Source organism: Polynucleobacter tropicus (assembly GCF_013307225.1).
Lineage (GTDB): Bacteria > Pseudomonadota > Gammaproteobacteria > Burkholderiales > Burkholderiaceae > Polynucleobacter > Polynucleobacter tropicus.
On the sequence record NZ_CP028942.1, the window covers coordinates 1,092,770 to 1,117,454 of the forward strand.

Annotated in this window: 26 protein-coding genes and 2 tRNA genes; 12 read left to right on the plus strand and 16 right to left on the minus strand. The window is 45.2% G+C overall.

Going from position 1 to position 24,685, the window contains the following annotated elements:
- Positions 1 to 5: 5 nt before the first annotated feature.
- Entirely contained in the window at positions 6 to 890 is an 885-nt protein-coding gene (thiD, locus tag DCO17_RS05665; protein WP_173955794.1) for a bifunctional hydroxymethylpyrimidine kinase/phosphomethylpyrimidine kinase, read from the minus strand.
- A gap of 21 nt (positions 891 to 911) precedes the next feature.
- Between thiD and DCO17_RS05670 the strand changes: the two genes are divergently transcribed.
- Positions 912 to 987, plus strand: a tRNA-Asn gene (locus DCO17_RS05670).
- Positions 988 to 1,141: 154 nt separating this feature from the next.
- Positions 1,142 to 2,173, plus strand: coding sequence for a Bug family tripartite tricarboxylate transporter substrate binding protein (locus tag DCO17_RS05675; protein WP_254598716.1), 1,032 nt, complete (start codon positions 1,142 to 1,144; stop codon positions 2,171 to 2,173).
- Positions 2,174 to 2,244: 71 nt separating this feature from the next.
- Here the strand turns inward: DCO17_RS05675 and DCO17_RS05680 are convergent, their stop codons facing one another.
- On the minus strand, positions 2,245 to 3,903 hold the full coding sequence (locus tag DCO17_RS05680) for a thiamine pyrophosphate-binding protein (RefSeq protein ID WP_173955795.1): 1,659 nt from the start codon (positions 3,901 to 3,903) through the stop codon (positions 2,245 to 2,247).
- A 158-nt stretch (positions 3,904 to 4,061) separates the two neighbouring features.
- Here DCO17_RS05680 and DCO17_RS05685 point away from each other — a divergent pair, with 158 nt between their 5' ends.
- From DCO17_RS05685 to DCO17_RS05705, 5 genes are all read left to right on the plus strand, one after another.
- The gene (locus DCO17_RS05685; RefSeq protein WP_173955796.1) at positions 4,062 to 4,931 is read left to right on the plus strand and encodes a fumarylacetoacetate hydrolase family protein; all 870 of its coding nucleotides are present in this window, start codon (positions 4,062 to 4,064) and stop codon (positions 4,929 to 4,931) included.
- Positions 4,932 to 5,041: 110 nt separating this feature from the next.
- Entirely contained in the window at positions 5,042 to 6,361 is a 1,320-nt protein-coding gene (locus DCO17_RS05690) for a peptidase U32 family protein (RefSeq protein ID WP_173955797.1), read from the plus strand.
- 21 nt (positions 6,362 to 6,382) lie between these two features.
- Positions 6,383 to 6,922 carry a hypothetical protein gene (locus tag DCO17_RS05695; RefSeq protein ID WP_173955798.1) on the plus strand — a complete coding sequence of 180 codons (540 nt, stop codon included), beginning with the start codon at positions 6,383 to 6,385 and terminating at the stop codon, positions 6,920 to 6,922.
- A gap of 10 nt (positions 6,923 to 6,932) precedes the next feature.
- Entirely contained in the window at positions 6,933 to 7,829 is an 897-nt protein-coding gene (locus tag DCO17_RS05700; protein ID WP_173955799.1) for a transporter, read from the plus strand.
- Between the two features lie 66 nt (positions 7,830 to 7,895).
- Complete coding sequence (locus tag DCO17_RS05705; protein ID WP_173955800.1) at positions 7,896 to 9,644, plus strand: IlvD/Edd family dehydratase; 1,749 nt, start codon at positions 7,896 to 7,898, stop codon at positions 9,642 to 9,644.
- A 10-nt stretch (positions 9,645 to 9,654) separates the two neighbouring features.
- Here the strand turns inward: DCO17_RS05705 and DCO17_RS05710 are convergent, their stop codons facing one another.
- Genes DCO17_RS05710 through DCO17_RS05735 form a run of 6 tightly spaced genes read right to left on the minus strand, consistent with a single transcriptional unit; the run spans position 9,655 to position 13,155 of the window.
- Positions 9,655 to 11,322 carry an AMP-binding protein gene (locus DCO17_RS05710; RefSeq protein WP_173955801.1) on the minus strand — a complete coding sequence of 556 codons (1,668 nt, stop codon included), beginning with the start codon at positions 11,320 to 11,322 and terminating at the stop codon, positions 9,655 to 9,657.
- Positions 11,323 to 11,381: 59 nt separating this feature from the next.
- Entirely contained in the window at positions 11,382 to 11,663 is a 282-nt protein-coding gene (locus DCO17_RS05715) for a YqjK family protein (RefSeq protein ID WP_173955802.1), read from the minus strand.
- Between the two features lie 3 nt (positions 11,664 to 11,666).
- Positions 11,667 to 12,035: a phage holin family protein gene (locus DCO17_RS05720; RefSeq protein WP_173955803.1), complete on the minus strand. Its 369-nt coding sequence runs from the start codon at positions 12,033 to 12,035 to the stop codon at positions 11,667 to 11,669.
- 6 nt (positions 12,036 to 12,041) lie between these two features.
- Positions 12,042 to 12,353: an ElaB/YgaM/YqjD family protein gene (locus tag DCO17_RS05725; RefSeq protein WP_173955804.1), complete on the minus strand. Its 312-nt coding sequence runs from the start codon at positions 12,351 to 12,353 to the stop codon at positions 12,042 to 12,044.
- A gap of 25 nt (positions 12,354 to 12,378) precedes the next feature.
- On the minus strand, positions 12,379 to 12,840 hold the full coding sequence (locus DCO17_RS05730; protein WP_173955805.1) for a DNA mismatch repair protein MutS: 462 nt from the start codon (positions 12,838 to 12,840) through the stop codon (positions 12,379 to 12,381).
- An 18-nt stretch (positions 12,841 to 12,858) separates the two neighbouring features.
- Positions 12,859 to 13,155 carry a hypothetical protein gene (locus DCO17_RS05735; protein WP_173955806.1) on the minus strand — a complete coding sequence of 99 codons (297 nt, stop codon included), beginning with the start codon at positions 13,153 to 13,155 and terminating at the stop codon, positions 12,859 to 12,861.
- Between the two features lie 376 nt (positions 13,156 to 13,531).
- Between DCO17_RS05735 and DCO17_RS05740 the strand changes: the two genes are divergently transcribed.
- Positions 13,532 to 14,080, plus strand: a complete 549-nt coding sequence (locus DCO17_RS05740; protein WP_173955807.1) for a hypothetical protein — start codon at positions 13,532 to 13,534, stop codon at positions 14,078 to 14,080.
- Positions 14,081 to 14,175: 95 nt separating this feature from the next.
- Here DCO17_RS05740 and DCO17_RS05745 read toward each other — a convergent pair whose 3' ends face one another.
- From DCO17_RS05745 to cysS, 7 genes are all read right to left on the minus strand, one after another.
- Entirely contained in the window at positions 14,176 to 14,826 is a 651-nt protein-coding gene (locus DCO17_RS05745) for a phasin family protein (RefSeq protein WP_254598717.1), read from the minus strand.
- A gap of 132 nt (positions 14,827 to 14,958) precedes the next feature.
- Positions 14,959 to 15,053 (minus strand) — tRNA-Ser (locus tag DCO17_RS05750).
- Positions 15,054 to 15,124: 71 nt separating this feature from the next.
- A complete protein-coding gene (locus tag DCO17_RS05755; protein ID WP_173955808.1) occupies positions 15,125 to 16,375 on the minus strand; it encodes an aspartate kinase in 1,251 nt (416 codons plus the stop codon).
- 79 nt (positions 16,376 to 16,454) lie between these two features.
- On the minus strand, positions 16,455 to 17,762 hold the full coding sequence (gene tilS, locus DCO17_RS05760) for a tRNA lysidine(34) synthetase TilS (RefSeq protein WP_173955809.1): 1,308 nt from the start codon (positions 17,760 to 17,762) through the stop codon (positions 16,455 to 16,457).
- Positions 17,728 to 18,699, minus strand: a complete 972-nt coding sequence (locus tag DCO17_RS05765; RefSeq protein WP_173955810.1) for an acetyl-CoA carboxylase carboxyltransferase subunit alpha — start codon at positions 18,697 to 18,699, stop codon at positions 17,728 to 17,730. Before DCO17_RS05765 ends, tilS begins: the two co-directional genes overlap by 35 nt.
- A gap of 9 nt (positions 18,700 to 18,708) precedes the next feature.
- The gene (locus tag DCO17_RS05770) at positions 18,709 to 19,365 is read right to left on the minus strand and encodes a DNA-3-methyladenine glycosylase family protein (protein ID WP_173955811.1); all 657 of its coding nucleotides are present in this window, start codon (positions 19,363 to 19,365) and stop codon (positions 18,709 to 18,711) included.
- Positions 19,365 to 20,786 (minus strand): cysteine--tRNA ligase, encoded by a 1,422-nt coding sequence (gene cysS / locus DCO17_RS05775; protein ID WP_173955812.1) that lies wholly within the window; start codon positions 20,784 to 20,786, stop codon positions 19,365 to 19,367. The genes DCO17_RS05770 and cysS overlap by 1 nt, the downstream gene beginning before the upstream one ends.
- 61 nt (positions 20,787 to 20,847) lie before the next feature.
- Between cysS and DCO17_RS05780 the strand changes: the two genes are divergently transcribed.
- Genes DCO17_RS05780 through DCO17_RS05790 form a run of 3 tightly spaced genes read left to right on the plus strand, consistent with a single transcriptional unit; the run spans position 20,848 to position 22,992 of the window.
- Positions 20,848 to 21,732 (plus strand): tetratricopeptide repeat protein, encoded by an 885-nt coding sequence (locus DCO17_RS05780; protein WP_254598718.1) that lies wholly within the window; start codon positions 20,848 to 20,850, stop codon positions 21,730 to 21,732.
- On the plus strand, positions 21,704 to 22,207 hold the full coding sequence (locus DCO17_RS05785) for a peptidylprolyl isomerase (RefSeq protein WP_173955813.1): 504 nt from the start codon (positions 21,704 to 21,706) through the stop codon (positions 22,205 to 22,207). Before DCO17_RS05780 ends, DCO17_RS05785 begins: the two co-directional genes overlap by 29 nt.
- Positions 22,204 to 22,992 carry a UDP-2,3-diacylglucosamine diphosphatase gene (locus DCO17_RS05790; protein WP_173955814.1) on the plus strand — a complete coding sequence of 263 codons (789 nt, stop codon included), beginning with the start codon at positions 22,204 to 22,206 and terminating at the stop codon, positions 22,990 to 22,992. Before DCO17_RS05785 ends, DCO17_RS05790 begins: the two co-directional genes overlap by 4 nt.
- 24 nt (positions 22,993 to 23,016) lie before the next feature.
- Here the strand turns inward: DCO17_RS05790 and DCO17_RS05795 are convergent, their stop codons facing one another.
- Positions 23,017 to 23,805: an inositol monophosphatase family protein gene (locus DCO17_RS05795; RefSeq protein ID WP_173955815.1), complete on the minus strand. Its 789-nt coding sequence runs from the start codon at positions 23,803 to 23,805 to the stop codon at positions 23,017 to 23,019.
- Positions 23,806 to 23,925: 120 nt separating this feature from the next.
- On the opposite strand from DCO17_RS05795, the gene DCO17_RS05800 reads away from it, so the two are divergent.
- Positions 23,926 to 24,675 (plus strand): RNA methyltransferase, encoded by a 750-nt coding sequence (locus DCO17_RS05800; protein WP_173955816.1) that lies wholly within the window; start codon positions 23,926 to 23,928, stop codon positions 24,673 to 24,675.
- The last annotated feature ends 10 nt before the right edge of the window (positions 24,676 to 24,685 follow it).

Genomic DNA, 24,685 nt, shown 5'->3' on the forward strand with positions numbered 1-24,685 from the left:
ATAGATTATCTTTTTTCTCTCTCGTCCAATAAAGCGGTTGGATAGAAGTCGTGCATATGCCACAAGGGTCCCGGCCCTTCCCCAATACTAAGAAAACGCCCTGCCTCTAAACCAGCCTCAACATAGGCAATTGCTTTAGCTACGGCATGAGACAGATCATGCTCTGCTGCAAGATAAGTGGCAATCGCTGAGGCAAGTGAGCAGCCCGTTCCATGAGTGTTAGCAGTGTTAACTCGATAGTGCTTGAACTCTTTAGACTGGATAACCTCTAGGCCATCTTCGAAGGTGCGCCACATTAAGTAATCCGTAATTTGAGTATGGGCGCCATCAAGATGTCCGCCCTTGATAAGCACAGCTTGTGGCCCCAAATCTAATAACTCTTGTGCAGCCAATTTGAAATCATCTGGGCCAGTAACATCCCGCCCCAACATTAAAGATGCCTCATCCATATTTGGCGTGACCAATAAAGCCAATGGAAATAATTCCGTAATGATGGCTTGCGCAGTGTCATCGCCACCCAAGCTAGCACCAGAGGTAGCTCGTAACACAGGATCTAGAACAACCTTCTTGATCCCGTATTTAAGCAAAGTTCTAGCCACTGTTTGAACGATTTCTGGACTGGCTAACATACCAATCTTGACAATATCAACGCCAATATCCGAGAAAACAGCGTCCATCTGAGCTTCCACCACATCCAAATCGACATCCTGAATGCGTGTAACTCCAAGTGTATTTTGTGCGGTAATAGCAGTAATCACAGACATCCCATAGCCACCCAAGGCAGTAATTACCTTGAGGTCCGCCTGTAGACCAGCCCCACCACCGCTGTCAGAGCCAGCAATGGTCAGTACTTTGGGGATCCGAACAGAAGTGGGAAGAAGTGTTTCCATCTTGCTATAATATCGGCTTATTCCTCGATAGCTCAGTCGGTAGAGCGCCGGACTGTTAATCCGTAGGTCCCTGGTTCGAGCCCAGGTCGAGGAGCCAAATACCTTAAACCCCTAGAGAAATCTGGGGGTTTTTCGTTTTCTAGCCCCCTATTTATCAAAATGCTACAGCCAATAATTTGCTATGGGTCTGTTATGCTTTACGAAGCTATTAAAAATCATCACCAGAATGAAGCTAATAACAGGAGATAACAATGATGCGAAGCGGCTTATCTAAAGCTCTTAGTCTGTCAGGCAAGGTTTTCACTATTTTTGCGGTGCTGTTTCTAGCAAATGCTCAATCTAGTTTTGCGCAATCTGATTACCCAAACAAACCAATTCGCTATGTTGTTCCATTTCCTGCTGGCGGCGCTACTGACAACATCGCAAGACCACTACAAAACGAACTATTAAATTCTTTTAAATGGAATGTTGTTATTGATAACAAACCTGGGGCCGGCGGAAATATCGGCGCAGAGATTGTTGCCAAATCAGCTCCCGATGGTTACACATGGCTGATGGCTTCAGTTGGCACGCACGGAATCAACTTACCGCTCTACACACAAGGTGGCGGCAAGATGCCCTTTGATCCTATCAAGGATTTCACACCCATTTCTTTAGTAGCAGAGTTACCAAATGTTCTGGTTCTTAATCCTGAATTTGCTGCCAAGAACAATATCAATTCCGTGAATGACTTAATTGCTTATGCAAAAGCCCATCCCGGAAAAATCAATATGGCTTCAAGCGGCAATGGCACTTCCATCCATATGGCGGGAGAACTATTCAAGACAATGACCAAAACCTACATGGTGCATTTGCCCTATAAAGGTAGCCCTCCAGCCGTAACAGATTTATTAGCGGGCAATGTAGATATCATGTTTGATAATCTGCCTTCATGCATTAATTACATTCGCGCAGGTCGTTTGAAGGCTTTAGCAGTCACCAGCGCAAAACGCTCGCCTGCATTCCCAGATTTACCAACAATTGCTGAGGCAGCCAATCTGCCTGGCTATGAGGCTACCTCTTGGTTTGGCATAGTTGGGCCGGCTAATATGCCAGCAGATATTCTGAACAAAGACAGCACCACTTTAATGGCGGCAATTAATAGCCCATCTGTGAGGGAGAAATATCTTGCTATGGGCGCACAACCAGTGGGCAATACACCAGCACAGTTTTCAACTTTTATTAAAAATGAAATCACCAAATGGACTAAGGTTGTCAGAGACTCTGGCGCAAAGGTTGACTAATAGTCTTTCTATGCAATGAAGGATAATTGCTATACATAGGTATATAAAAAAGAGGGCTTGTCGCCCTCTTTTTATTTGCCCAACTGGGATAGTAACTTGCTAGGTGATATCACCTCTTGATCTAGAATCAACTCTATAAGAGCACCTTTTTTACTTTCAAGAGCTTTAGCAAAAACGGGGGCAAACTCTTCTGTTTTGCTGACTCTGAAGCCAGGAATACCAAAGCTATCTGCAAACTTCACAAAATCTGGGTTTGTTAATCCAGTGGCGATAATTCGTGACTTGAATTCTCGCTCTTGATGCATGCGAATAGTCCCCAGCATGCTGTTGTTGACCACGAAAACAATTGGAAACGCATCATATCTAACTGCCGTAGCGAGTTCCTGGCAGTTCATCATGAAATCCCCATCACCACAGACTGCAATTGCTACTCTCTCAGGATGAACAATCTTTGCTGCAATTGCTGCTGGCAAGCCATAGCCCATCGAGCCATTTGCTGGAGCCAATTGGGTCTTAAATGGGCCGTATGGATAGAAACGATGAACCCATGTTGCAAAATTTCCTGCGCCATTGGTCAAAATAGAATCGCGTGGAATAGATTTTGGTAAGGAACTCATAATCTGCGCCAATTGCATATCGCCCGGCACAGTTACGGGGCTGGAGAAAGTCAAATACTCGGTATGCGCCGCCTTCGCATCATTAGAAGTGTGATTGCCACCCATCTTCACTCCACCTAAGGCAGCACAAAAATTTTCTGGGCTGCAATTAAGCGCGAAGTCAGGTCGATAGACACGCCCCAATTCTTCTGAGCCTGAATGAACATGTATCAAGGTATTTTTTGCTTTAGGCACACTAAATACGCTATAGCCTGCGGTCGTTATCTCACCAAGACGCTCGCCAATAACCAATAGAACATCAGCATCTTGAACGCGTTTTACCAAGACTGGATTGGCTCCGATCCCTAGATCACCCGCAAAAATAGGATCAAGATTATCAAGAAGATCTTGGGATCGAAAACTTGTGGCAACAGGAATACCTTCACGATTTGCCCAAACGCTCAAGCTATCGCATGCAGCGCGATTCCAGTTTCCACCTCCGGCAATGATCATGGGGCGTCTAGAGCCCGCGAATACTTTCATCGCCTGATCAAAAGCTTTTATATCCAAGCCTGGCTGTACAACATGAGCAGGCGCAACTGGGTGCTCGTCTCCATTCATGTAGAGAACATCTTCTGGCAACGCTAGAACAACAGGACCCTTGCGACCAGCTTGCGCTACATGAAAAGCATGAGAAACAAACTCATCGATGCGATCAACACGGTCAATACTTCCAACCCACTTTGCACATTCAGAATACATACGACGATAGTCAATCTCTTGAAACGCCTCACGTTCGACCATGTCCGTTCCCACTTGGCCGATCAACAAAACCATTGGAGTGGAATCCTGATAAGCGGTATGCACCCCAACTATTGCGTTTGATGCGCCAGGCCCACGGGTGACCATTAAGACCCCAGGTTTTCCCGTTAATTTGCCATAGGCTTCAGCCATATAGGCTGCGCCACCTTCTTGACGACAGGTAATAAATTGAAATTTGGGGTGGTCTACCAAACCATTTAATAAAGGCAGAAAGCTTTCGCCAGGAACGCCAAACGCTACTTCTACGCCCTGCCTCACCAAAGCGTTAGCCAGAATTTGGCCGCCGTTTAGCGGCTTACTCGATGTCTCCATGCTTTTATGCCTTCTTTTTATGACTTTTTACCGAAGTCTATGGTGTGTTTATTGAAAGTTATCACACTTTATGGACCCTACCGAGAATTCAGAGCATTGCCTGACATATACTTTACAAAACGACTACAAAACAAACTAATTTAACTGGAGACAATCACATGAGACTGTTCGCTTATCAGGGATCAGATGGCAATGAAAGCGTAGGTGCGCTCATTAAAGGCGCTGCAGATGAGTTTGTAGACTTATGCGCTACCGATGCCCAGATACCTAGTAGCTTGCAATCAATCATTCAGGATGAAAGCTTATTGCATCGAGCTAATGCTGCCATGAACAATCCTAATGCAGTTCGCGGCAAGACAAGCTCTGTCTCTTTTAAGGCCCCTATAGATAAGCCCGGGAAAATTGTTTGCATGGGCCTGAACTACGCGGATCATGCTAAAGAAGGTGGCAATGCTAGACCGGAATACCCTAGCTTTTTTATGCGTGGACCTAGCTCACTCACTTCGCATCTTGGACCCATCGTCAAGCCTCGCGTTTCCGACAAGCTGGACTTCGAGGCAGAGCTCGCTTTTGTAGTGGGCAAAAAAGCGCGTCATCTCACCTTAGATAATGCATTGGAATGCGTTGCTGGGTATAGCATTTTTAATGACGGCAGTATTCGTGATTATCAACGCAAGACCACACAATGGACTATCGGCAAAAACTTTGATCAAACTGGCGCATTTGGTCCTTGGTTAGTGACACCAGATGAGCTACCTACTGGATGTCACGGTCTAAATATCCAATCGCGACTCAATGGTCAGGTGATGCAGAACGCAAACACCAAGGATTTTCTATGGGGCATTGCGGAAACGATTGTGCTGATCTCTGAATGTATGACCTTAGAGCCAGGTGATGTTGTTATCACTGGAACACCTGCTGGCGTAGGCTACGCTCGAAATCCCCCTGTCTTTATGAAGGCTGGTGATATTTGCGAAATTGAGATTGAGTCTATTGGCGTCTTGCGCAACACCATTGTTGACGAGTAGCCAAACAACTGATCCAAGAGCCCACAAAAGCCCTGTCTATTGGCCTCCAGAGGGTATTTAGGGGGGTTTTAAGCCAGGCAAACACCTGAATCAAGCATTAAAATGGCGTCATGACAAAAACGCCTGAACTCCTTGCCCCAGCGGGCAGCCTACAAATGCTCCAAACTGCTTTTGATTTTGGAGCAGATGCAATTTATGCCGGACAGCCACGCTATTCATTGCGCGTCAGAAATAATGACTTTGGAAAAATTGAGGTCTTAAAACAAGGCATCGATACCGCACACGATTTAGGCAAAAAGTTTTACCTGGTTTCAAATCTATTACCACATGGAGCAAAGACTCGCACCTATATTCGTGACATGACTCCCGTCGTGGCACTGAAACCTGATGCATTGATTATGTCTGACCCCGGCCTCATCATGATGGCTAGAGAAGCATGGCCAGATATGCCGATTCATTTATCAGTACAAGCAAATACCGTGAATGGCGCTTCCGCTAAATTTTGGCGTTCTGTTGGCATTAGCCGCGTCATTCTGTCTCGAGAACTGTCGTTTGATGAGATTGAAGAAGTTCGCCAAGATTGCCCCGAAATGGAATTAGAAGTTTTTGTTCATGGCGCGTTGTGCATTGCCTACTCTGGACGCTGCCTCCTCTCGGGCTATATGTCTCATCGTGACTCCAATCAAGGAGCATGCACGAATGCTTGCCGCTGGGACTATAAAGTGAAACCTGGTCAACAAAACCAAAGTGGTGATGTCGTCTTACTTCAGGAATCAAGACGACCTGATGATTTAATGCCAATGGAAGAAGATGAGCATGGCACTTACATCATGAACTCTAAGGATTTGCGCGCCATTGAACATATTGAGCGACTCACCAAAATGGGTGTCGACTCGTTCAAGATTGAAGGCCGCACAAAATCACCATACTATGTAGCTCGTACTTGCCAGGCTTATCGCTCCGCAATTAATGATGCTGTAGCTGGAAAACCATTTGATACAAACCTGCTAGGTAACTTAGAAGGCCTTGCTAATCGTGGCTATACCGATGGCTTTTATGAACGTCATCACGATAAGGAGTATCAGCTTTATATGCGTGGCCACTCCTTGTCAGGAAGAAGTCTATATGTTGGCGAGACACTGGATGTCGACCACAAGAATGGGCGTGTGAAGGTAGATGTCAAAAATCGTTTCTCAATTGGTGACAAATTAGAAATCATTGAGCCCAACGGAAATCAAGATCTTGCCCTGGATCAGATGTGGAATATGAATGGCGAACCTATATCCGTTGCGCCAGGATCTGGCCACTTTGTATGGATCAAATTAGCCCTTAAAGGCAACAAGGCATATATCGCGCGCTACACGAACGAGCCAGCGCCAATTGAGACCGCCTCCTCTTGTTCAAATGGCGAAACTTGCTGCAACGCTTAATTTTGATTTATTAACCCCCCCATGAATACTGCCTCAAACGCCAACCCAGCAAAATCCACCTTTAAAGAAAAACTAATTGATGAGGCCAAAAAGGCGCTTGCCTTAACTCTTTATTTGGGCACATGGTTCTGCGCTCTCGCATTCTTAGCGGCAACTTTGCTTGATGAGCGCCCTATTCCACTAAGCATGTTTGGCTTTGCCTTGATTAAGGCAGGGATTACCGCAAAGTTTTTGTTAATTGGACAAGCAATTTACCCGATTAAGGTCGATAAAACTCATGGCATCGTTAAATCACTTTTTGTTGAGTCTCTGATCTACATTGTTATTGTTTTGGGACTGAATTATCTTGAGGCGGGTATTGATGGCGTCATTCATGGAAAGCATTTCCTAGAATCTTTGGAATCATTTGGTCAATCCAACCCTTTAAGATTGGCTGCTCTTTCTATCGTTTACTGGCTCATCATTTGGCCATACCTCATGCTTGCTGGCATGCAACTCATCATGGGTCAAGACCACATCCTGAGTTTATTTTTTGGATCAAAAAATTCAAGCGATAACTAAATTAGATGTGATGACCCGATTCTGGTCATCATTTCAGTCTCTAATTTTTCAAGTTGGGCTTGTATTACTGGCGTTCACTTCGATTAATGCGCATGGTCAAGAAATTGAAGCGCGCGCGTACTCCAATGCGCCTATAGGCATGAACTTTCTCACTGGTGGTCTCGCTCAAGCAAAAAGTGGTTCATACACCCTTAATACTCAAGCATTAAGTCTTACCCATGTAATTGATGCAGTAGGCCAATCAGGACGACTCACTTTGGTTCTGCCCTATGCTGAGCTGACTGGCACTGGCCAAGTGGGCGCACAAACAATTAATGCTTCTGCAGAGGGTCTATCTGACCCACTCATCAAAGCATCGGTCAACTTATATGGTGCTCCTGCGCTTACCAACAGTGAGTTCGCAAACTACCGACAAGATTTAATTATTGGCGCCAGTATTGCCGCATCTATTCCCTGGGGGCAATACAACAGCAATCAGATGATTAATGTGGGGGCCAATCGATCGCTCATTCAGCCTGCAGCGGGACTCTCTCAAGCAGTTGGTCCATGGCGATTAGAGCTTGCGGGTATGGCAACCATCTATACAAGCAATAATAATTTCATGGGCAACAATACTCTCTCGCAAAATCCAATCTACTCAGGCGAGACCCATGTAATTTACTATTTTCCTAATGCGGCATGGATCTCTGCTGATGCAACATATTTCACGGGCGGTCAAACCTATGTCAATGGCTTGCCTGCAAGTGGTAGTCAAGAGAACTGGCGTTTTGGTAGCACCTTGTCTTACCCAATAGATAAAAGCAACTCTATTCGTCTAAGCGGTAGCAAAGGAGTCTACTCACGTACCGACACTAGCTACAACGCAGTAGGTATTTCTTGGCAATACCGCTGGGGTGGAACCCCATAGATAGATTAATACTGGTATCGCTACAATTGAACAAAACATAATTATTAGACTTATACCGAGACAAATATGACCTCAAAACCAAAGGACCCTAAATCCACTCCAGAAAGCGGTCTACGTAAAGGCTTAACCAGCTATGGGGATAAAGGCTTCTCCTTATTTCTGCGCAAGGCATTTATTAAAGGTGCTGGCTATACAAATAGCGCGTTAGATCGACCGGTCATTGGCATTATTAATACTGGTAGCTCTTACAACCCTTGTCACGGCAATATGCCGCAACTCATTGAAGCGGTGAAACGTGGCGTTATGTTGGCTGGTGGATTGCCGATGGACTTTCCAACGATCTCCATTCATGAAAGCTTCTCATCACCTACATCAATGTACCTACGTAACTTGATGTCAATGGACACTGAAGAGATGTTGCGCGCACAACCCATGGATGCAGTTGTCATGATTGGGGGTTGCGATAAGACTGTGCCAGCGCAAATGATGGGCGCAGCGTCTGCTGGATTACCCGCCATTCAACTCATTACCGGCTCTATGTTGACTGGCTCTCACCGCAGTGAACGTGTGGGGGCTTGTACAGACTGCCGTCGATATTGGGGCAAGTTTAGAGCCGGTGAGATTGATGAAGTCGAAAAAGATGAAGTAAATGATCAGCTGGTAGCCAGCGTTGGCACTTGCTCTGTAATGGGTACAGCAAGTACGATGGCTTGTATTTCTGAAGCGCTTGGTATGACCGTACCCGGCGGAGCATCGCCACCAGCAGTGACAGCCGATCGTATTCGCATTGCGGAAGAGACAGGGGCTAGAGCCGTGCAAATGGCCAAAGATGGTTTAACCATCGACAAGATTCTGACAGCGGATGCCTTTGAGAATGCTATGCGTGTTCTATTAGCAATCGGCGGATCAACCAATGGCATTGTTCACTTAGCAGCGATTGCTGGACGCATGGGCCTAGAGATTGATCTTGATGCTCTAGATAAAATGGGAGATGAAACCCCAGTACTACTGGATCTCAAACCATCAGGCGATCATTATATGGAGAACTTCCATGATGCAGGCGGCATGAGTACTTTGCTGCGTGAACTCAAGCCACTTCTCAAGCTCAATGCAATGACCGTTACAGGCAGAACCTTGGGTGAAGAGATCGATGCAGGTCCACCTAGTTTTAAACAAGATGTCGTTCGTAAATTTAATCACCCCATTTATCCAAGAGGCAGTATTGCAGTCCTCCATGGCAATCTAGCTCCTGGTGGTGCAATCATTAAGCAATCAGCCGCTAATGAGAAACTCATGGAACATGAGGGTCGTGCCGTGGTATTTGAGAACGCAGAGGACTTAGCAAATCGTATCGATAGCCCAGATTTAGATGTCACAGCAGAAGATATATTGGTGCTCAAAAACATTGGCCCTAAGGGTGCCCCTGGTATGCCTGAAGCGGGATACATCCCCATTCCTTTAAAACTAGCTCGTGCTGGTATTAAAGATATCGTGCGTATTTCTGACGGTCGTATGAGTGGCACTGCATTTGGAACTATTGTTTTGCACGTTACTCCAGAATCCGCAATCGGTGGCCCTCTTGCCTATGTACGCAATGGTGATCGCATTCGCCTCTCCGTTAAAAATCGTGAAATTAGCTTACTGATTAGCGATGAAGAACTAGCGAAGCGTGCTAAGGAAAATCCAGCGGTCGAGCCAACGGCTGAACGCGGCTACAAGAAATTATTCCTTGATACCGTTACCCAAGCAGATAAAGGTGTTGATTTTGATTTCCTGCGGGCACCAAAAATCATTGGCAAGACACCCAAGAGATGATTAAAGCGGATTAGAGATTTCGGAGTTCTCGACGCAATATCTTTCCTACATTGGACTTAGGAAGTTCGTGTGCAAACACTACCTTCCTGGGTCTCTTGTAACTCGTAAGCGTATCTTTGCAATATTGCAAGACATCTGCCTCCGTCAAATGATGATCAGACTTGACGACATATGCTTTAACAATCTCGCCTAGCTTGCGATGCGGGACGCCAATTACTGCACACTCTCGCACACCAGGCATTTGCGCTAAGACATCTTCAACATCATTTGGGAACACTTTGAATCCAGCGACAACAATCATGTCCTTCTTGCGATCCACGATCTGGATATGTCCGCTTTCGGTAATGAGACCAATGTCACCAGATTTAAAGTATCCATCAGCCGTCATACAGTGCGCCGTCTCTTCAGGCTTATTCCAATAGCCAGCCATCACCTGAGGCCCTTTGATACAGATCTCTCCTGGAGTACCATCGGGCAACTGAACTTCATCATCATCCAAGATAACTACGTCCGTACTAGGCATCGGAGGGCCAATATGTCCCGTGAAATGAGTTTCTAGCGGACTATTTACACAAACAACCGGCGAGGTTTCTGATAAACCATACCCTTGAGCAATTGGGCACCCTGTTATAGCCTGCCAATGATCAGCAGTCTTACGATGAACAGCCATGCCACCGCCGATCGTTACCAGTAAATTAGTAAATTTCACTTTTTTGAACTCTGGTCGGTGAATCAGCGCATGAAACAAAGTATTCACACCAGGAAAGATATTGATTTTGGGATGCTTGATAAGCAAATTTATGAATCCATCAATATCTCGAGGATTGGCTACCAAAATAAGCATGGCACCTTTTGCCATCCCAAGAAATGCGCAAGCAGTTAATGCAAAGATATGCGTCATCGGCAGCGCACATAAAAATTGTAATTGCTGATCCGCCTTCTTGAGCCCTGGATTCAACCACATTTCAATTTGCGCCACATTTGACAGGATATTTCTATGAAGCAATACTGCGCCCTTAGAAATACCAGTAGTTCCACCGGTGTATTGCAAAAAGGCAATGTCATATAATTCAATAGCAGGCTGATCAAATGATCTTTTTTGCCCAATTTCGAGTGCCTGTTTAAAGCCAATATGGTCGATATTCCATTTTGGGACAAGCCGTTTGACATTACGCGCGACCCAATTAATGACGTAACCTTTAAGACCCATTAATTCACCGGGACTACTCACGATTACTTTACTTACGGAGGTCTTAGTCGCAATTTGCTCATAGGTGTGAGCAAAATTTTCCATTAAGACTAGTACGGTTGCCCCACTATCGAGTAGCTGCGCCTCTAGCTCGCGTGCTGTATATAAAGGATTGATATTTACTACTACGTAACCAGCCCGCAACACGCCAATCATCGCAATTAGATATTCGATGACATTTGGATACATCAGGGCAATACGTGCACCCTTCTCTAAGTTCAAGCTCTGCAAATAAGATGCAAAGTCTTTTGATAAATGATCTATCTGCCGGTAAGTAAAAGATTTACCCATTGATTCAGCAGCTTTGCGACTGCCAAACCGGTCAAATGCCGTTTCAAAGAATTCCGCTAAAGATGAATATGTAAGCGGAGCAATTTCTGGATCGACACCAGGGGGATAATTTTTAATCCAAGGTTTTGAATTACTCATGCTATTTTCAAATACCTGTAGTAGATGCGGTAAGTGCGAGTAGTTAGTTCAACTGAAACCTAAGCTAACTTTTTAGCACCCTTCAACACTTTTATAGCACCCCAGCCAAGAGCCAAAACCTTGCTGGCCAATTTAGGCTTGTAATGCGCTAAAGCTGCGAAAGCGCTAGTCCATAGCAAGGGATTGTCTTTAACAAAATGAAATGCATCAATACCCTTATCAGCCCATGATAAGGGCTTTTCCCAGGGCTCAAAATGCTTTGAAAATTCAAGTCGCTCTTTCTGAGACAGCATTTGCAACTCAGAACGCCTTAGCAATAGGCCTTTTAGCTTTTGATTCATAGATTAGCGGTTTAATTCTTCGGCATCTTTTGCTAACTCAGCAATAGATGCCTCAAAAAGTTTCGGCATGGTGCGCAAAGACTGGATAACAAATACAGCCAAAATAACACCGATTGAGATGAAAGCACCCGTCAATATACTAAGCGCCAAGATGCGATCCGACTCCCAGCTATAGATCACGATCAACAGCGCAAGCATTACCAGCCCAAAGAACAAAAAAAATAATGCCGATACGATCATGACTAGAGATTGCAAAAATTTACTTCTGGCAATTTGCACATCAACCGAGAGTAGTTCTAAGCGTGTTTGCGCAATCGATGCACCAGTCGCCGCCAGATTTTTTATTGAGGATAATAAGTTTTCTTGGGACATAAATGCCTAGCGTCGACGAATAAACAAACCAATTAATAGACCCAATCCGGCGGCCACCCCAATCGCCTCCCAAGGATTGCGATGTACGAAATCATCCGCCCCCGCAGCCACAACTTTTGCCTTATCGGCCAAATCACTTTCTAAGCTAGAAATCTTTTCTTTTGCGCCCGAAATAGTTTCCAACGCCTTGTTACGCAAGTTACCAATGGTTTCGCTTGGATGATCTTGGGTTGCCTTAATTAAAGCCTCTGCATCCGCAACCAGGGATTTGAATTCATCGACGAGTTGATCTGCTTGCTCTGCTTTTTTTGCTGTCATGATTATTCCTCTATTCACATCTATTCTAAGCATTTCTGTAGCCAGACCCCAGTAGCAACACAGTTATTCCGGCATTAGAAGCCTTGAAATGTCTCAAATACCGCTTAAGGCTGGGTCGCTTCTTCATTAACTCATGATAGGCAGGACTTCCATACGGCACATTTTCTCCGTAAAAATACTCGTCTATTCGATCTGCGTAATAATTTAGCTCAAGCGCCTCATGAATGGCTCGCTTAATATGTCCGCCCTCACCCGATGAGCCGTATCCGTGAATCAATATGATTGCCTTAATTCCAAGCTCTTGCAGTTCGCGAATCTTTACCGCAAGAATATTTAACGCATCCTCAACGCTTGGATTACCATGTTTAATATTTAATTCAACTACATCTACAGCCAAAATTGGGGATGCGGATGATCCACAATGAGGGCAACTGCCAAACAAGGCGCGAGCATTTCCACACTCAGAGCATTCTGCTACCTGAGTCATATAACTTCTTAATTATGCTTATGAGCAGTACTTAGACTCGAGTGTCGCTGCGTTACTAGACTTATCATCCACCATCAAGTTCAACTTCTTATAAGCCATCTCTTTATTTTCTGGCGTCTTAAGGTGGCGATCAATCAAGCCTGCTACATCCTTACGAATGGATGTGTTTCCATACTGCAAGCCCTTTAATGTAGATACGGCCTCAGCGGAAATCTTGCACTGTTGACTAACTAGCGCAGATGAATCAGACGATGTGCTTGCGTATGCAAATGCTGCAAGTGAAATTGTTACACCTGCTAATAAAGTTTTTTTCATCTCAGTTCCTTATTTTGTGACCACATGTTGGACAGCAACCCATATCTTTCGCCCTCGTTTTTCTGAGGGCTGCATACACACTGGATTCTGAAATCTCCATCTTTCTAGCGGCCTGAGCTGCGCTCATGCCCTTCCCTACCCACTCCAAAGCCTGATGTGTTTTCGGTGTTTGTCTTTTCATTTCATCCCCCAGTTCCAAGACTATATCACAACTTCACAACTTGTGAAGTTGTGAAGTGTAGTAATTTCATCATGACAAACCCTAATAAACGCGGTTGTTTTAATGAATGCAGTAAAAAAGTAGCTAGGCAAATGACCAAGAAAGCCATTGGGGTCACGGCAATAGTATGATTTGGGGAACTAAGGAGCTATAAATATGTACCGTCTTGCACAACTTGTTTTACTCACTTCAATCGCTCTGGGTCTAAGCGCTTGCGCCAATAACGATAAAAAGATCAGCTCATGGGAAGTTAATGATGTGTATCAATCCACTACCGTCACCCCAAATCCCGCAACGGGCGGCAAAACATATCTAGGCCCATCCATCAATACGATGGATGAAGCCAATACCTATGAAATGTTTAACCTACGCACCGCTGAAACTCAGCAAGGCATGAAGACCTATGAGCTTCAAGTACACCTCACCTACTTCAATCAAGTTCGTGACTACAACTCTGCAAGCCTCATTAATGGTCCAGCAAGCAACTTTAAAGTAGTCTCTAAGGAAGCTGGACTTTGTGAATCCAGGGGTTGCATGTTTAAAGAATTACTTTCCATCAAAGTGACTGATGCATTCTTGAAACAAAACATGAAAAATGGTTTTGAGCTCAAAGTTGGCTCTAAAGCTGGGGTTACAACAGTTGTGTACATTCCACCGCAATACATTCAAGGATACTTGAAGGCCGTGGATGGAGTGGCTTACTAAACCTTGATAGCAAAGGCTCCTAGCCCTTATTTGATTTCTCGGAAGCAACAAAAAACCGCCCGAAGGCGGTTTTTCTTTTTAAAGCAAAATACTAATTAAGCAGCTTTACGGCTTTTAGCGGCTGGCTTAGCTACAGCGTATTGACCTTGAAAGTTAGCCAATGCAGCATCAACATTCTTTTCGAAAGTAGCAAATGCATCAGTTGCAGTTGCACGAACTTGGTCGAATTGTTGAATAGAAGCTTCGAATGCAGTTTTGAATGCAGATACAAATGCCTCAGAACCAGCAGGAGCAGTTTTGGTTGCTTCTTTAACAAACTTAACTAAGTCAGCACGTGCATCATCGATAGAAGCATCAACAACTTGAGCAACTTCTTTGTTACCGTTGCGAACAACTTTGTTAACTTTAGCTTGGTATGCAGCAGCATACTTAGCAGCTTCTTGAGCAGCTTCTGGTTGAGCCAATTTAGACAATTGCTGTGGATCTTTGATAGCCAACAACTGTGAGCTAGCATCTTGTGCGGCAGCCAAGGCATCTTTAGCAGCAGCTTGGTTGATTTCTGCCAACTCTTGAGCACTTTCAACTGCTACTTGTGCCAAATGTTTTGCATTCTCAACAGCTTTAGCTTGAGCTTGAGCGATTTGATCGTTTAATTGATTCTGGAACATGGTTAATCCTTTAAGAATGTGGTTACGTTTTTTGTTGCGATGCACCATTGTTCCAAACTTTTTGCTGTATTGCAACATTTATTTGCTGCTAAGCAACAAATAATTTAATAATTTCTATTTTTTTGTTTATTTTCAATAACTTATGACATTTCTGTAGACAACAAAAAACCCAGAAAATCATTAGATTTACTGGGTTTATTTGAAAAGTACTGGCGGAGACGAGAGGATTCGAACCTCCGATCAGAGTTTTAGCCCCGATGCTCCCTTAGCAGGGGAGTGCCTTCGACCAGCTCGGCCACGTCTCCGTACTTTTTACTGCGCCCCACAGTTTAACGGATAACCGCTTCTGAGGGGTTTTATTGACCTTTTAAGGGGTTTACTTCTGATCCAACTCAAACGCCTTGTGCAAGGCACGTACTGCCAATTCCATATATTTCTCATCAATCACGACAGAAATCTTAATTTCACTAGTGGAGATCATGAGGATATTGATGCCCTCTTCTGACAAGGTGCGGAACATTTTGCTTGCGATTCCAACATGCGAACGCATACCAACACCAACAACAGATACCTTAGAAACTTTAGGATCACCTGAAATCTCTTTCGCTTCAATATGCGCCTGCACAGTTCCCTTAAGAATGTCCAAGGCTTTTTGATAATCACCGCGTGGCACAGTAAATGTGAAATCAGTTTTACCTTCAACTGATTGATTCTGAATAATGATGTCGACATCAATATTCGCATCGGCGATTGGACCTAGGATTTGATATGCAATACCTGGGCGATCAGGAACTCCGAGTACGGTAATCTTCGCTTCATCGCGTGCAAAGGCGATTCCGGAAATAACGGCGGCTTCCATAGTGCTATCCTCTTCAAATGTAATCAAGGTGCCCGACTTCATCTCTTGGTCTAAGGGCATCAATGGATCTGTCAGTGATGACAGAACACGGGTTTTAACTTTGTACTTACCAGCAAACTCAACAGAGCGAATTTGCAATACCTTTGATCCTAAGCTTGCCATCTCAAGCATCTCTTCAAAGGTAATTTTATCTAGGCGACGCGCATCTTCGCAAACGCGTGGGTCAGTTGTATACACACCATCTACGTCTGTGTAGATAAGGCACTCATCCGCCTTTAACGCAGCAGCCATAGCCACTGCAGATGTATCAGAGCCGCCACGACCTAATGTGGTGATATTCCCTTCCGGATCCACACCTTGGAAACCAGTAACAACAACTGCGCGACCAGCATTCAGATCATTCAAAATCTTTTTGCTATCAATGCTTTTAATACGCGCTTTAGTAAAAGATGAGTCCGTATAAACGGTTACTTGCCAACCGGCATAACTAACCGCATCAATACCCTCTTTCATTAATGCCAATGCCAATAGACCAGAACTGACTTGTTCGCCTGTAGAGGCAATTTGATCAAGCTCACGAGGGCTTGGATTTGGGTTGATTTCTTTTGCCAACCCTAGCAAGCGATTGGTTTCGCCTGACATAGCAGATGGCACAACCACCACTTGATGGCCAGCGCGCATCCATTTAGCAACACGCTTTGCAACGTTCGCGATGCGCTCAACTGAACCCATCGAGGTGCCACCATACTTATGAACAATAAGAGCCATAAAAACTGTTTGCCGTTTGTTAAGCAGGAATGTAATTCCTGATAGTCTAAAAAGGCTATATTTTACAGGGTTTTACACCCTAGTTTGCCGTCTGCTGCCACTCTGGCCAAACCCTAGACCCTGAATGAACCAAATATGGGTAGCTCACCCCTACCCCGGCGACCGCAATTAGCACTTCATCAACATATAGCAATGGCGCTTGGCGCTGCCATGGGGGAACATCATTCTCTTGAAATAGATTTTTGAGGGTTCTGCGCGGTGCATTTGCCTTGACCTGCAATTTTTCAGCGCCTGATCTCGCCTTAGTGGAGATTAGTCCATCCTTTTGAGCCGCCTTTATCCAAACGGCACTTAATCCTGGTTTTTTACTCTTACTAGGAATGGATTTAAACACCCATTGCCCTGTTTGATTTTCGGCTACCTGCAACTGTCCTCGCCAAAGCCGAATAGTTTGCCCGTCATGCATCCACTCCAACTGCGCATCTGACTTTACCACCTCAAGATCATGCCACCAAGCACCAAGTCTCTCTTGTGAAGGCATAGCAAGTCCTTTGGTTTTTAGCCAATAACGCAATACATTATTTGCAGCTGGTGAATCAAGCTTTGCCAGAGTCTTTAATGGCTTTATAGCAATAGCCTCTTCTTCGTAAATATTCTTGCCATCAATTTGAGCTAAGCGATCCAATAAGACCTGAGACTCACCGATCAAGGCGGCGCTTCTCGCAAGATTTGCAGCTGCCTCTGGTTGAAGTTTTTCTAATCGAGGAATAACTTGTTTACGAATGGCATTGCGTTTAAATACGTCATCCTGATTGCTTGGATCCTCTACCCACTTGAGCTTATGCTCTTTCGCGTAAGACTCTAATTCAGCGCGACTTTGATTAAGTAGCGGTCGCCATAAAGTAATTTGCTTATTTGGCGCCTTCAGATCGCGGGTACTTGGCATTCCAGATAGTCCAGCGACACCCGATCCTCGCAGTAGTTGCAAGAGAACGGTCTCCGCTTGATCGTTTTGATGGTGCGCCAAGAGCAAATCACCGATTCCATATTGCTCACAAAGCTCAGCCAAAGCTTCATACCGCGCCTTGCGAGCTCGACCTTCAATATTGCCACCACTCTTTTGATCTCCAAGATGCAGCAATCGAAAATCGAATTGAATTTGATATTTTTTCGCAAGCTTTTCACAGAAAAGCAGCCAATCATCTGCTGGCTTCTGCAAGCCATGATGAATATGAAAAGCGTAGATTTCTAGGGCGGGATTTTTGCTCTTGGCTTGCGATCTGCAAACCGTATCAAGCAACACCACGGAATCGAGGCCGCCACTAAGAGCAACCGCAATTCGTTTTGGTGATTTAGGACTTGGCTGCAACTTCCTTGAACTTGCCATAACTCATTAAACGCTCATGGCGACGCTCAAGTAAAGCATCGGTTTTCATTCCATCAAAAGTTTTAAGAGATTCAGCAAGCGCCTTACGCATATTGCCCATCATCACATCGTAATCACGATGTGCGCCGCCAATAGGCTCGGCAACAATCTTATCAATCAAACCAAGCGCTTTTAAGCGTTGAGCGGTTAAGCCCAATTGCTCAGCTGCCTCCGAGGCTTTATCTGCAGTCTTCCACAAAATCGAAGCACAGCCCTCAGGGGAAATCACAGAATAGGTAGAGTTTTGCAGCATCAAGACCACATCACCCATCGCAATCGCCAGAGCACCACCAGAACCACCCTCACCAATGATGGTGGCAATGATTGGAACTTCTAGTTCGGCCTGTACATAGAGGTTACGTCCAATTGCTTCGGATTGATTGCGCTCTTCCGCATCAATTCCAGGAAAAGCGCCTGGTGTATCAACAAATGTAAATACTGGAATGTCAAATTTTTCCGCGAGACGCATCAAGCGCATTGCCTTGCGATAACCCTCAGGGCGACTCATACCAAAGTTGCGTAATGCGCGTTCTTTTGTATCTCGACCTTTTTGATGACCGATCACCACGCAAGGTTGATTATCAAAACGCGCTAGGCCACCGATGATGGATTGATCATCTGCAAAAGTGCGATCGCCATGTAATTCATGGAAATCTGTGAATAATGCGCCTACGTAATCTAATGTATATGGTCTTTGCGGATGTCGTGCAACCTGAGAGACTTGCCATGGAGTTAAATTGGCATAAACATCTTTAGTGAGCTGCAGACTCTTTTCAGAAAGCGTTTTGATCTCATCGGATATATCCACCGATGATTCATCTTGCACAAAACGCAGCTCTTCAATCTTTGACTCTAATTCGGCGATTTGCTGCTCAAAATCCAGGAAAGTCGTTTTCATAGTCTGATTTTAATATTCAACCGGAATGGGGTCGATACTTCTCCACATATACCAGGTAGCAACCGTACGCCATGGGGCCCAATTGGCAGCCACTTCCCTGGCCTCATGGCGGCTTACAGGCTCGCCACTGAAGTAATTAAGGGAAATGGCCTTAATTAGCCCTACATCATCCAAAGGAAGGATATTGGGGCGAATCAGGTTAAAAATGAGGAACATTTCCGCAGTCCAGCGCCCAATACCCCGAATAGCGCTCAATTCTTGAATAACGCTCTCGTCATCCATGTTTTTCCATTGATTGGCATGAAGACGTCCAGAATCAAAGTGATCAGCTAAATCCCGAATGTATTCAACCTTGCGCCCAGATAATCCTGCGGCGCGTAATTCTTCAACCGATAAGGCTAGGATATTTTTGGGATTCATTTTTTTCTTGCTGGCAACAAGAACTCGATCCCACACTGCTTGGGCTGCCGCTACAGAAATTTGCTGACCCACAATTGCCCTTGCAAGAGTTGTGAAAGCATCGCCTCGTGTCACCAAAAAACCAGAACCATACTTTGGAATGATTTTTTTCATGATGCGATCTTGTTTCATCAAATCACGACAAGCTTGCTCCCAGTATTCTGGGGCCCCATCAACCGATGCTACTTTTTCTTTTACGTTCGACACTACGCTCTACGCCATTCTGTAATGCCGCCTGGCTTATCTTCCAAAACAATACCTTGCTCTAGCAAGGTTTTTCTAATGAGATCCGCTTTAGCAAAATCTTTCGCTTGTTTAGCAGCAGCACGTGCGGAGATCTGCTCTTCAATATCCTGCGTTTGTAATCCATCCTCATTCTTCGATCCCATTTGCAAGAATGTGGTTGGATCTCTTTGCAAGAAATTGAGCATGCCTCCAAGGGTCTTGAGGGTAGCAGCCAGAGTCGCTTTATTTTGACCTTGAGCACGGTTGACTTCGCTTGCCAGTTCAAACAGAACAGCTATAGCCTCTGGCGTATTGAAATCATCATTCATGGCCTCAGTAAAGCGCTGAACCCAAGGACTCTTAGCATCCAACGAGAAATTACTGGCTGCGGGTTCTTGAGCAAGCGCAGTATACAAACGCACTAAGCCAGAACGCGCCTCTTCTAATTGCGCATCACTGTAATTAATTGGACTACGGTAATGCGCTTTGAGCATGAAAAATCTTAATACCTCTGGGTCAAAGCTTTTTAGTACATCTCGAATCAAAAAGAAATTGCCCAATGATTTAGACATCTTTTCTTCATTTACGCGAATATGACCGTTGTGCATCCAATAATTTACAAATGGAGCATCGCCCTCTTTGCGATTCTGACCATACAAAGCACCCTCGCTTTGAGCAATCTCATTTTCATGATGAGGAAACTGCAAGTCGGCACCGCCGCCATGAATGTCAAAGTGCTCGCCTAGCAGGTCGCATGACATTGCTGAGCACTCAATGTGCCAGCCTGGCCTACCTTCTCCCCAAGGAGAGGCCCAGCGGGTATCAGCTGGCTCTTCAGGCTTAGCGCTCTTCCACAAAACAAAGTCGAGTGGATCGCGCTTACCACCACCAACCGCTACTCGCTCGCCCGCATTTAATTCATCCAAAGTCTTGCCAGATAGTTGGCCATAACGAGGTAGTAAACGAACCGCAAAGTTCACATCACCGTCCTCAGCCTTATAAGCGAGCTCATTTTCAATAAGCTTGCCAATCATTCCCTGCATTTGCTTAATGTAGTCAGTTGCACGTGGCTCTTCATCGGGATGCATTAAACCCAATTCATCTGAATCAGCATGCATAGCATCAATGAAGCGATTGGTTAAAGCTGAAATTGGCTCACCATTCTCTAATGCACGATTAATAATTTTGTCGTCGATGTCCGTGATATTGCGAACATAAAGCACTTCATACCCGCTTGCCCTTAACCAGCGAACTACCATGTCAAAGACGATCATGACCCTAGCATGGCCAATATGACAAAAGTCATAGACTGTCATGCCGCAGACATACATCTTCACCTTACCCGGCTCGATGGGCTTAAAAACCTGCTTAGAACGGTTAAGGGTGTTATAGATTTGCAGCATAGGGCTATAAAGGAGGGGTGAGACGGTGCTTATTTGTTAGACTGAGCGCTGAGTATATCGAATGAGCCAGTTTTCCACCGTTAGCCCTATGTTTGAGTCCCAAAAAATACAGTTTTCCAGCCCTTTCAAGGCTTTAGTCATTTTTTCCGCCATAGTGGCTCTTATTGGCTGCAGCACTCCAGCACAGCAGCTTGCAGATGCCCAAATTGCGGCACTCAACAAACAAGAGGCAAAGTCTCCAGAGGCACAAACACAACCCTACCTAGGTGGCTATGGTCCAGGAGATCCTCCACGCCTTTCCACTGATGCTCCTTACGATCCATTAAACCCAGAGTTATCAGAAACAGTGGGTGTGCCCTTTTTGTCATTTCTGATTATTGAACCAGATCCAGTTACCAAAAATGCTGTGCCATCGGATATTGAAAAACTCGTCAAAGCGCGCAAATACCAAGATGCAATCGACGCAATTAATGATCGACTGAAAAAGACTCCCCGCAATGTTCAGCTTCGATATGTAAAAGCACGCCTACAAATTGAATTACGAGACCTCGATGGCGCCAAGAAAACCTTAATTGAAATTACCCAACAATTTCCAGAGCTGCCAGAACCCTACAACAATCTCGCCGCAATTGCCGCCAACCAAGGCAAATGGATCGAGGCACGCGACTATCTAGAGTTAGCGCTTAAGCTCAGACCTAGCTATAGCCTTGCTGCTGCGAACTTAGGTGAGGTCTATGTTCGCCTTGGCGCAAAAGCCTATGAAGACGCAGCAGCCAATACCCAGCTAAATCAGCGCCTTTATTCCAATCGCGCCAAATTCTTATTGAACCTATTGAAGCCGCAATCCAAAGGTGCCAACAACGCTGTTAATCCCGTATCAAATTTTTCCATCAACACATTAGAAGGTAAATCAAGCAATGGCGAAGGTACTACTAAAAACCAATAAGGGTGATATCACCCTCTCCCTCGATTCTGCTAAGGCACCAAAAAGCGTTGCCAATTTTTTGCAGTATGTAAAAAGCGGTCACTACGATGGAACAATCTTCCATCGCGTAATTGATAACTTCATGATTCAAGGTGGCGGCATGGCTCCTGGCATGAAACAAAAACCAACGGGCGCTGAAATTGAAAATGAAGCCGACAACGGTCTTAAAAATGAACGTGGCACGATTGCAATGGCTCGCACTAGTGATCCCCACTCTGCGACAGCGCAATTCTTTATCAACGTCAATAACAATGATTTCTTGAACCATACCGCCCCGAATGCTCAAGGCTGGGGCTATGCAGTATTTGGCAAGGTAAGCGATGGCATGGATGTAGTTGACGCCATTCGCAAGGTGAAAACTGGCAGCGCTGGCTTTCATCAAGACGTTCCAGCCGAAGATGTAATCATTGAGAAAGCTACCGTTCTCGAGGAATGATCCCTCAACACGCGAGCGCACTGCTCATTTCAGATCTTCATCTGACGCCGTCAATGCCTTTGACGGCGCAACGTTTTTTTGATTTCTGCGAAAAAGATGCCTCCCAAGCGGAGGCTGTCTTTATATTAGGTGACCTCTTTGAGTATTGGGTCGGCGATGATGCGGCAAGTCACTCGCCCTTTCAGCACGAAGTAAAACAGGCTCTTGCAAATCTATCAAACAAGGTGAAGACCTACTATATCCATGGCAACCGGGATTTTCTATTGGGCTCTGCATTCCTGAAAAAAACCGGCATGACTTTACTCGCCGATCCTTCGCTTGTGGAAATTGCTGGTAACAAATACCTTCTTGCCCATGGTGACGCGCTATGCACCGCTGACATCGGCTATCAAATATTTCGTGGCTGGGTTAGAAAGCCTTGGCTACAAAAATTATTCCTCGCTTTACCAATCACCTGGAGACGTTCGATTGCCAACCAATTGCGCATGAATAGTCATGCTAACTACGCACGTGGCGCGCAGTCATCCTATCAGCAGAATCAAATCAAGACCGATGTCACCAAAGAGGCTTGTGCAGCAATCCTGCGTGAACATTCTGGTGACAAGTTAATTCACGGTCATACACATAGGCCATCACATCATCAAGAATCTTTAGGAGGTCAATCTTGGCAACGCTGGGTTCTGTCTGATTGGGACCTAGATCACCCTGAAGCGACCGCTCCACGAGCAAGCGCCCTACTAATCAATGCGCAAGGCGTGCGCACGATTGATTTAATTAAATCCTAGTAGTAAAAACCTGGAAGTTAAAGCTTAGCAGGCAGAGTATTTAGAGAGGCACTGCACCATTTGCGCATAAATTCGTGGATTGGCGGCCATGACTTCACCACTCTTGAGAAAGCCCTCTTCTCCACGATAGTTGCCGATCAAACCGCCTGCTTCAGTCACCAGCAAAGCACCTGCAGCCATATCCCAAGGTTTCAGATCGCTCTCAAAGAAACCATCGTAACGACCCGCCGCAACATAAGCCAAGTCCAATGAGGCTGCGCCTGGTCGACGCAAGCCAGCACATTGACGAGACATCTCGGCAAATATTTTTAAGTACTTTTCCAAGTCTTGATCTTCGCGATAAGGAAAACCAGTACCGATCAATGAATTACTCAGTCGATCTTGCGTGGCAACTCGTAGACGACGGCGATCAAGATAAGCGCCTGCACCACGCGTAGCGGTAAATAATTCATCACGATTTGGGTCATACACAACCGCTTGCTGAGTGACGCCATTCACCGACAATGCAATAGAAACTGCGTATTGTGGAAATCCGTGTATGAAATTGGTTGTGCCATCCAATGGATCAATGATCCAAACGTTTTCGGCATTGATGTTTTGTTCGCCTGTTTCTTCGGCCAAGAAACCATGTGTTGGATAAGCCTCACTTAAGGTCTCGATGATGGCTGCTTCGGCAGCTTTGTCCACCTCAGTCACAAAATCATTGTGCTGCTTGCGATCCACCTGCAGTCTCTCTAAATTTAGAGATGCACGATTGATAACGGTTCCTGCGCGACGGGCGGCCTTGACGGCCACATTTAACATGGGATGCATAGTATGGATGGACAAATTAAATAAGAACAGGGCTGAAATATTGCCGAAAGTGCATGACAATACAAAGCTAATACTATGATTCTAAACGATTTACCTCATTTACCCCCTAATACCTAAACCATGAACATTGATTCAGCCCATTTACTACGATGGATACTGGTGGAAACCAGCCACCCAGGTAATGTTGGGTCGGCTGCCAGAGCCATGAAAACAATGGGTTTTCAGGACTTGCATTTAATTAACCCAAAAATCCAGGAAACCTCCAAAGAGCCAGAAGCTATTGCCCTCGCCAGCGGCGCTGCTGATCTTCTCGACTCAGCCATTGAACATTCATCACTTGGGCAATCCGTGCAGGGATACTCCTTAGTATTGGGCCTAACTAGCAGAGATCGGGAATTTGGGCCACCCGCAATTGACTGGCAATCTGCGCTCAGTTTGATATCTGAAAATACTCAAAATCAAGGAAAAACCGCTCTGGTATTTGGTCCAGAAAGAACTGGACTAGAAAATCACCACCTATCCTTTTGCACCCATCGGGTATGGCTTGATGCCAACCCCAACTACCCCTCTCTAAATCTTGCACAAGCCCTGATGGTTTGCGCATATACCCTCAGGCAATCACTTCAAAGCATAGGTATTAGCGATGCATCTAAAAATCGCGACCCTGGAATAGATTTGGCTGACCCAGCCGCTATCACTGCGATGCTAGAGCATTGGCGGGAGGGTCTTGAAGCTATTGGCTACCTCGATCCAGCCAATCCAAAAAAATTAATGCCTAGGCTGGAAGCCCTATTTGCGCGCAGTAGACTACGAAAAGAGGAAATCGATCTTTTACGAGGCATAGCAAAACAGATGCTCCTGAGAAAATAATCTAGCCCCG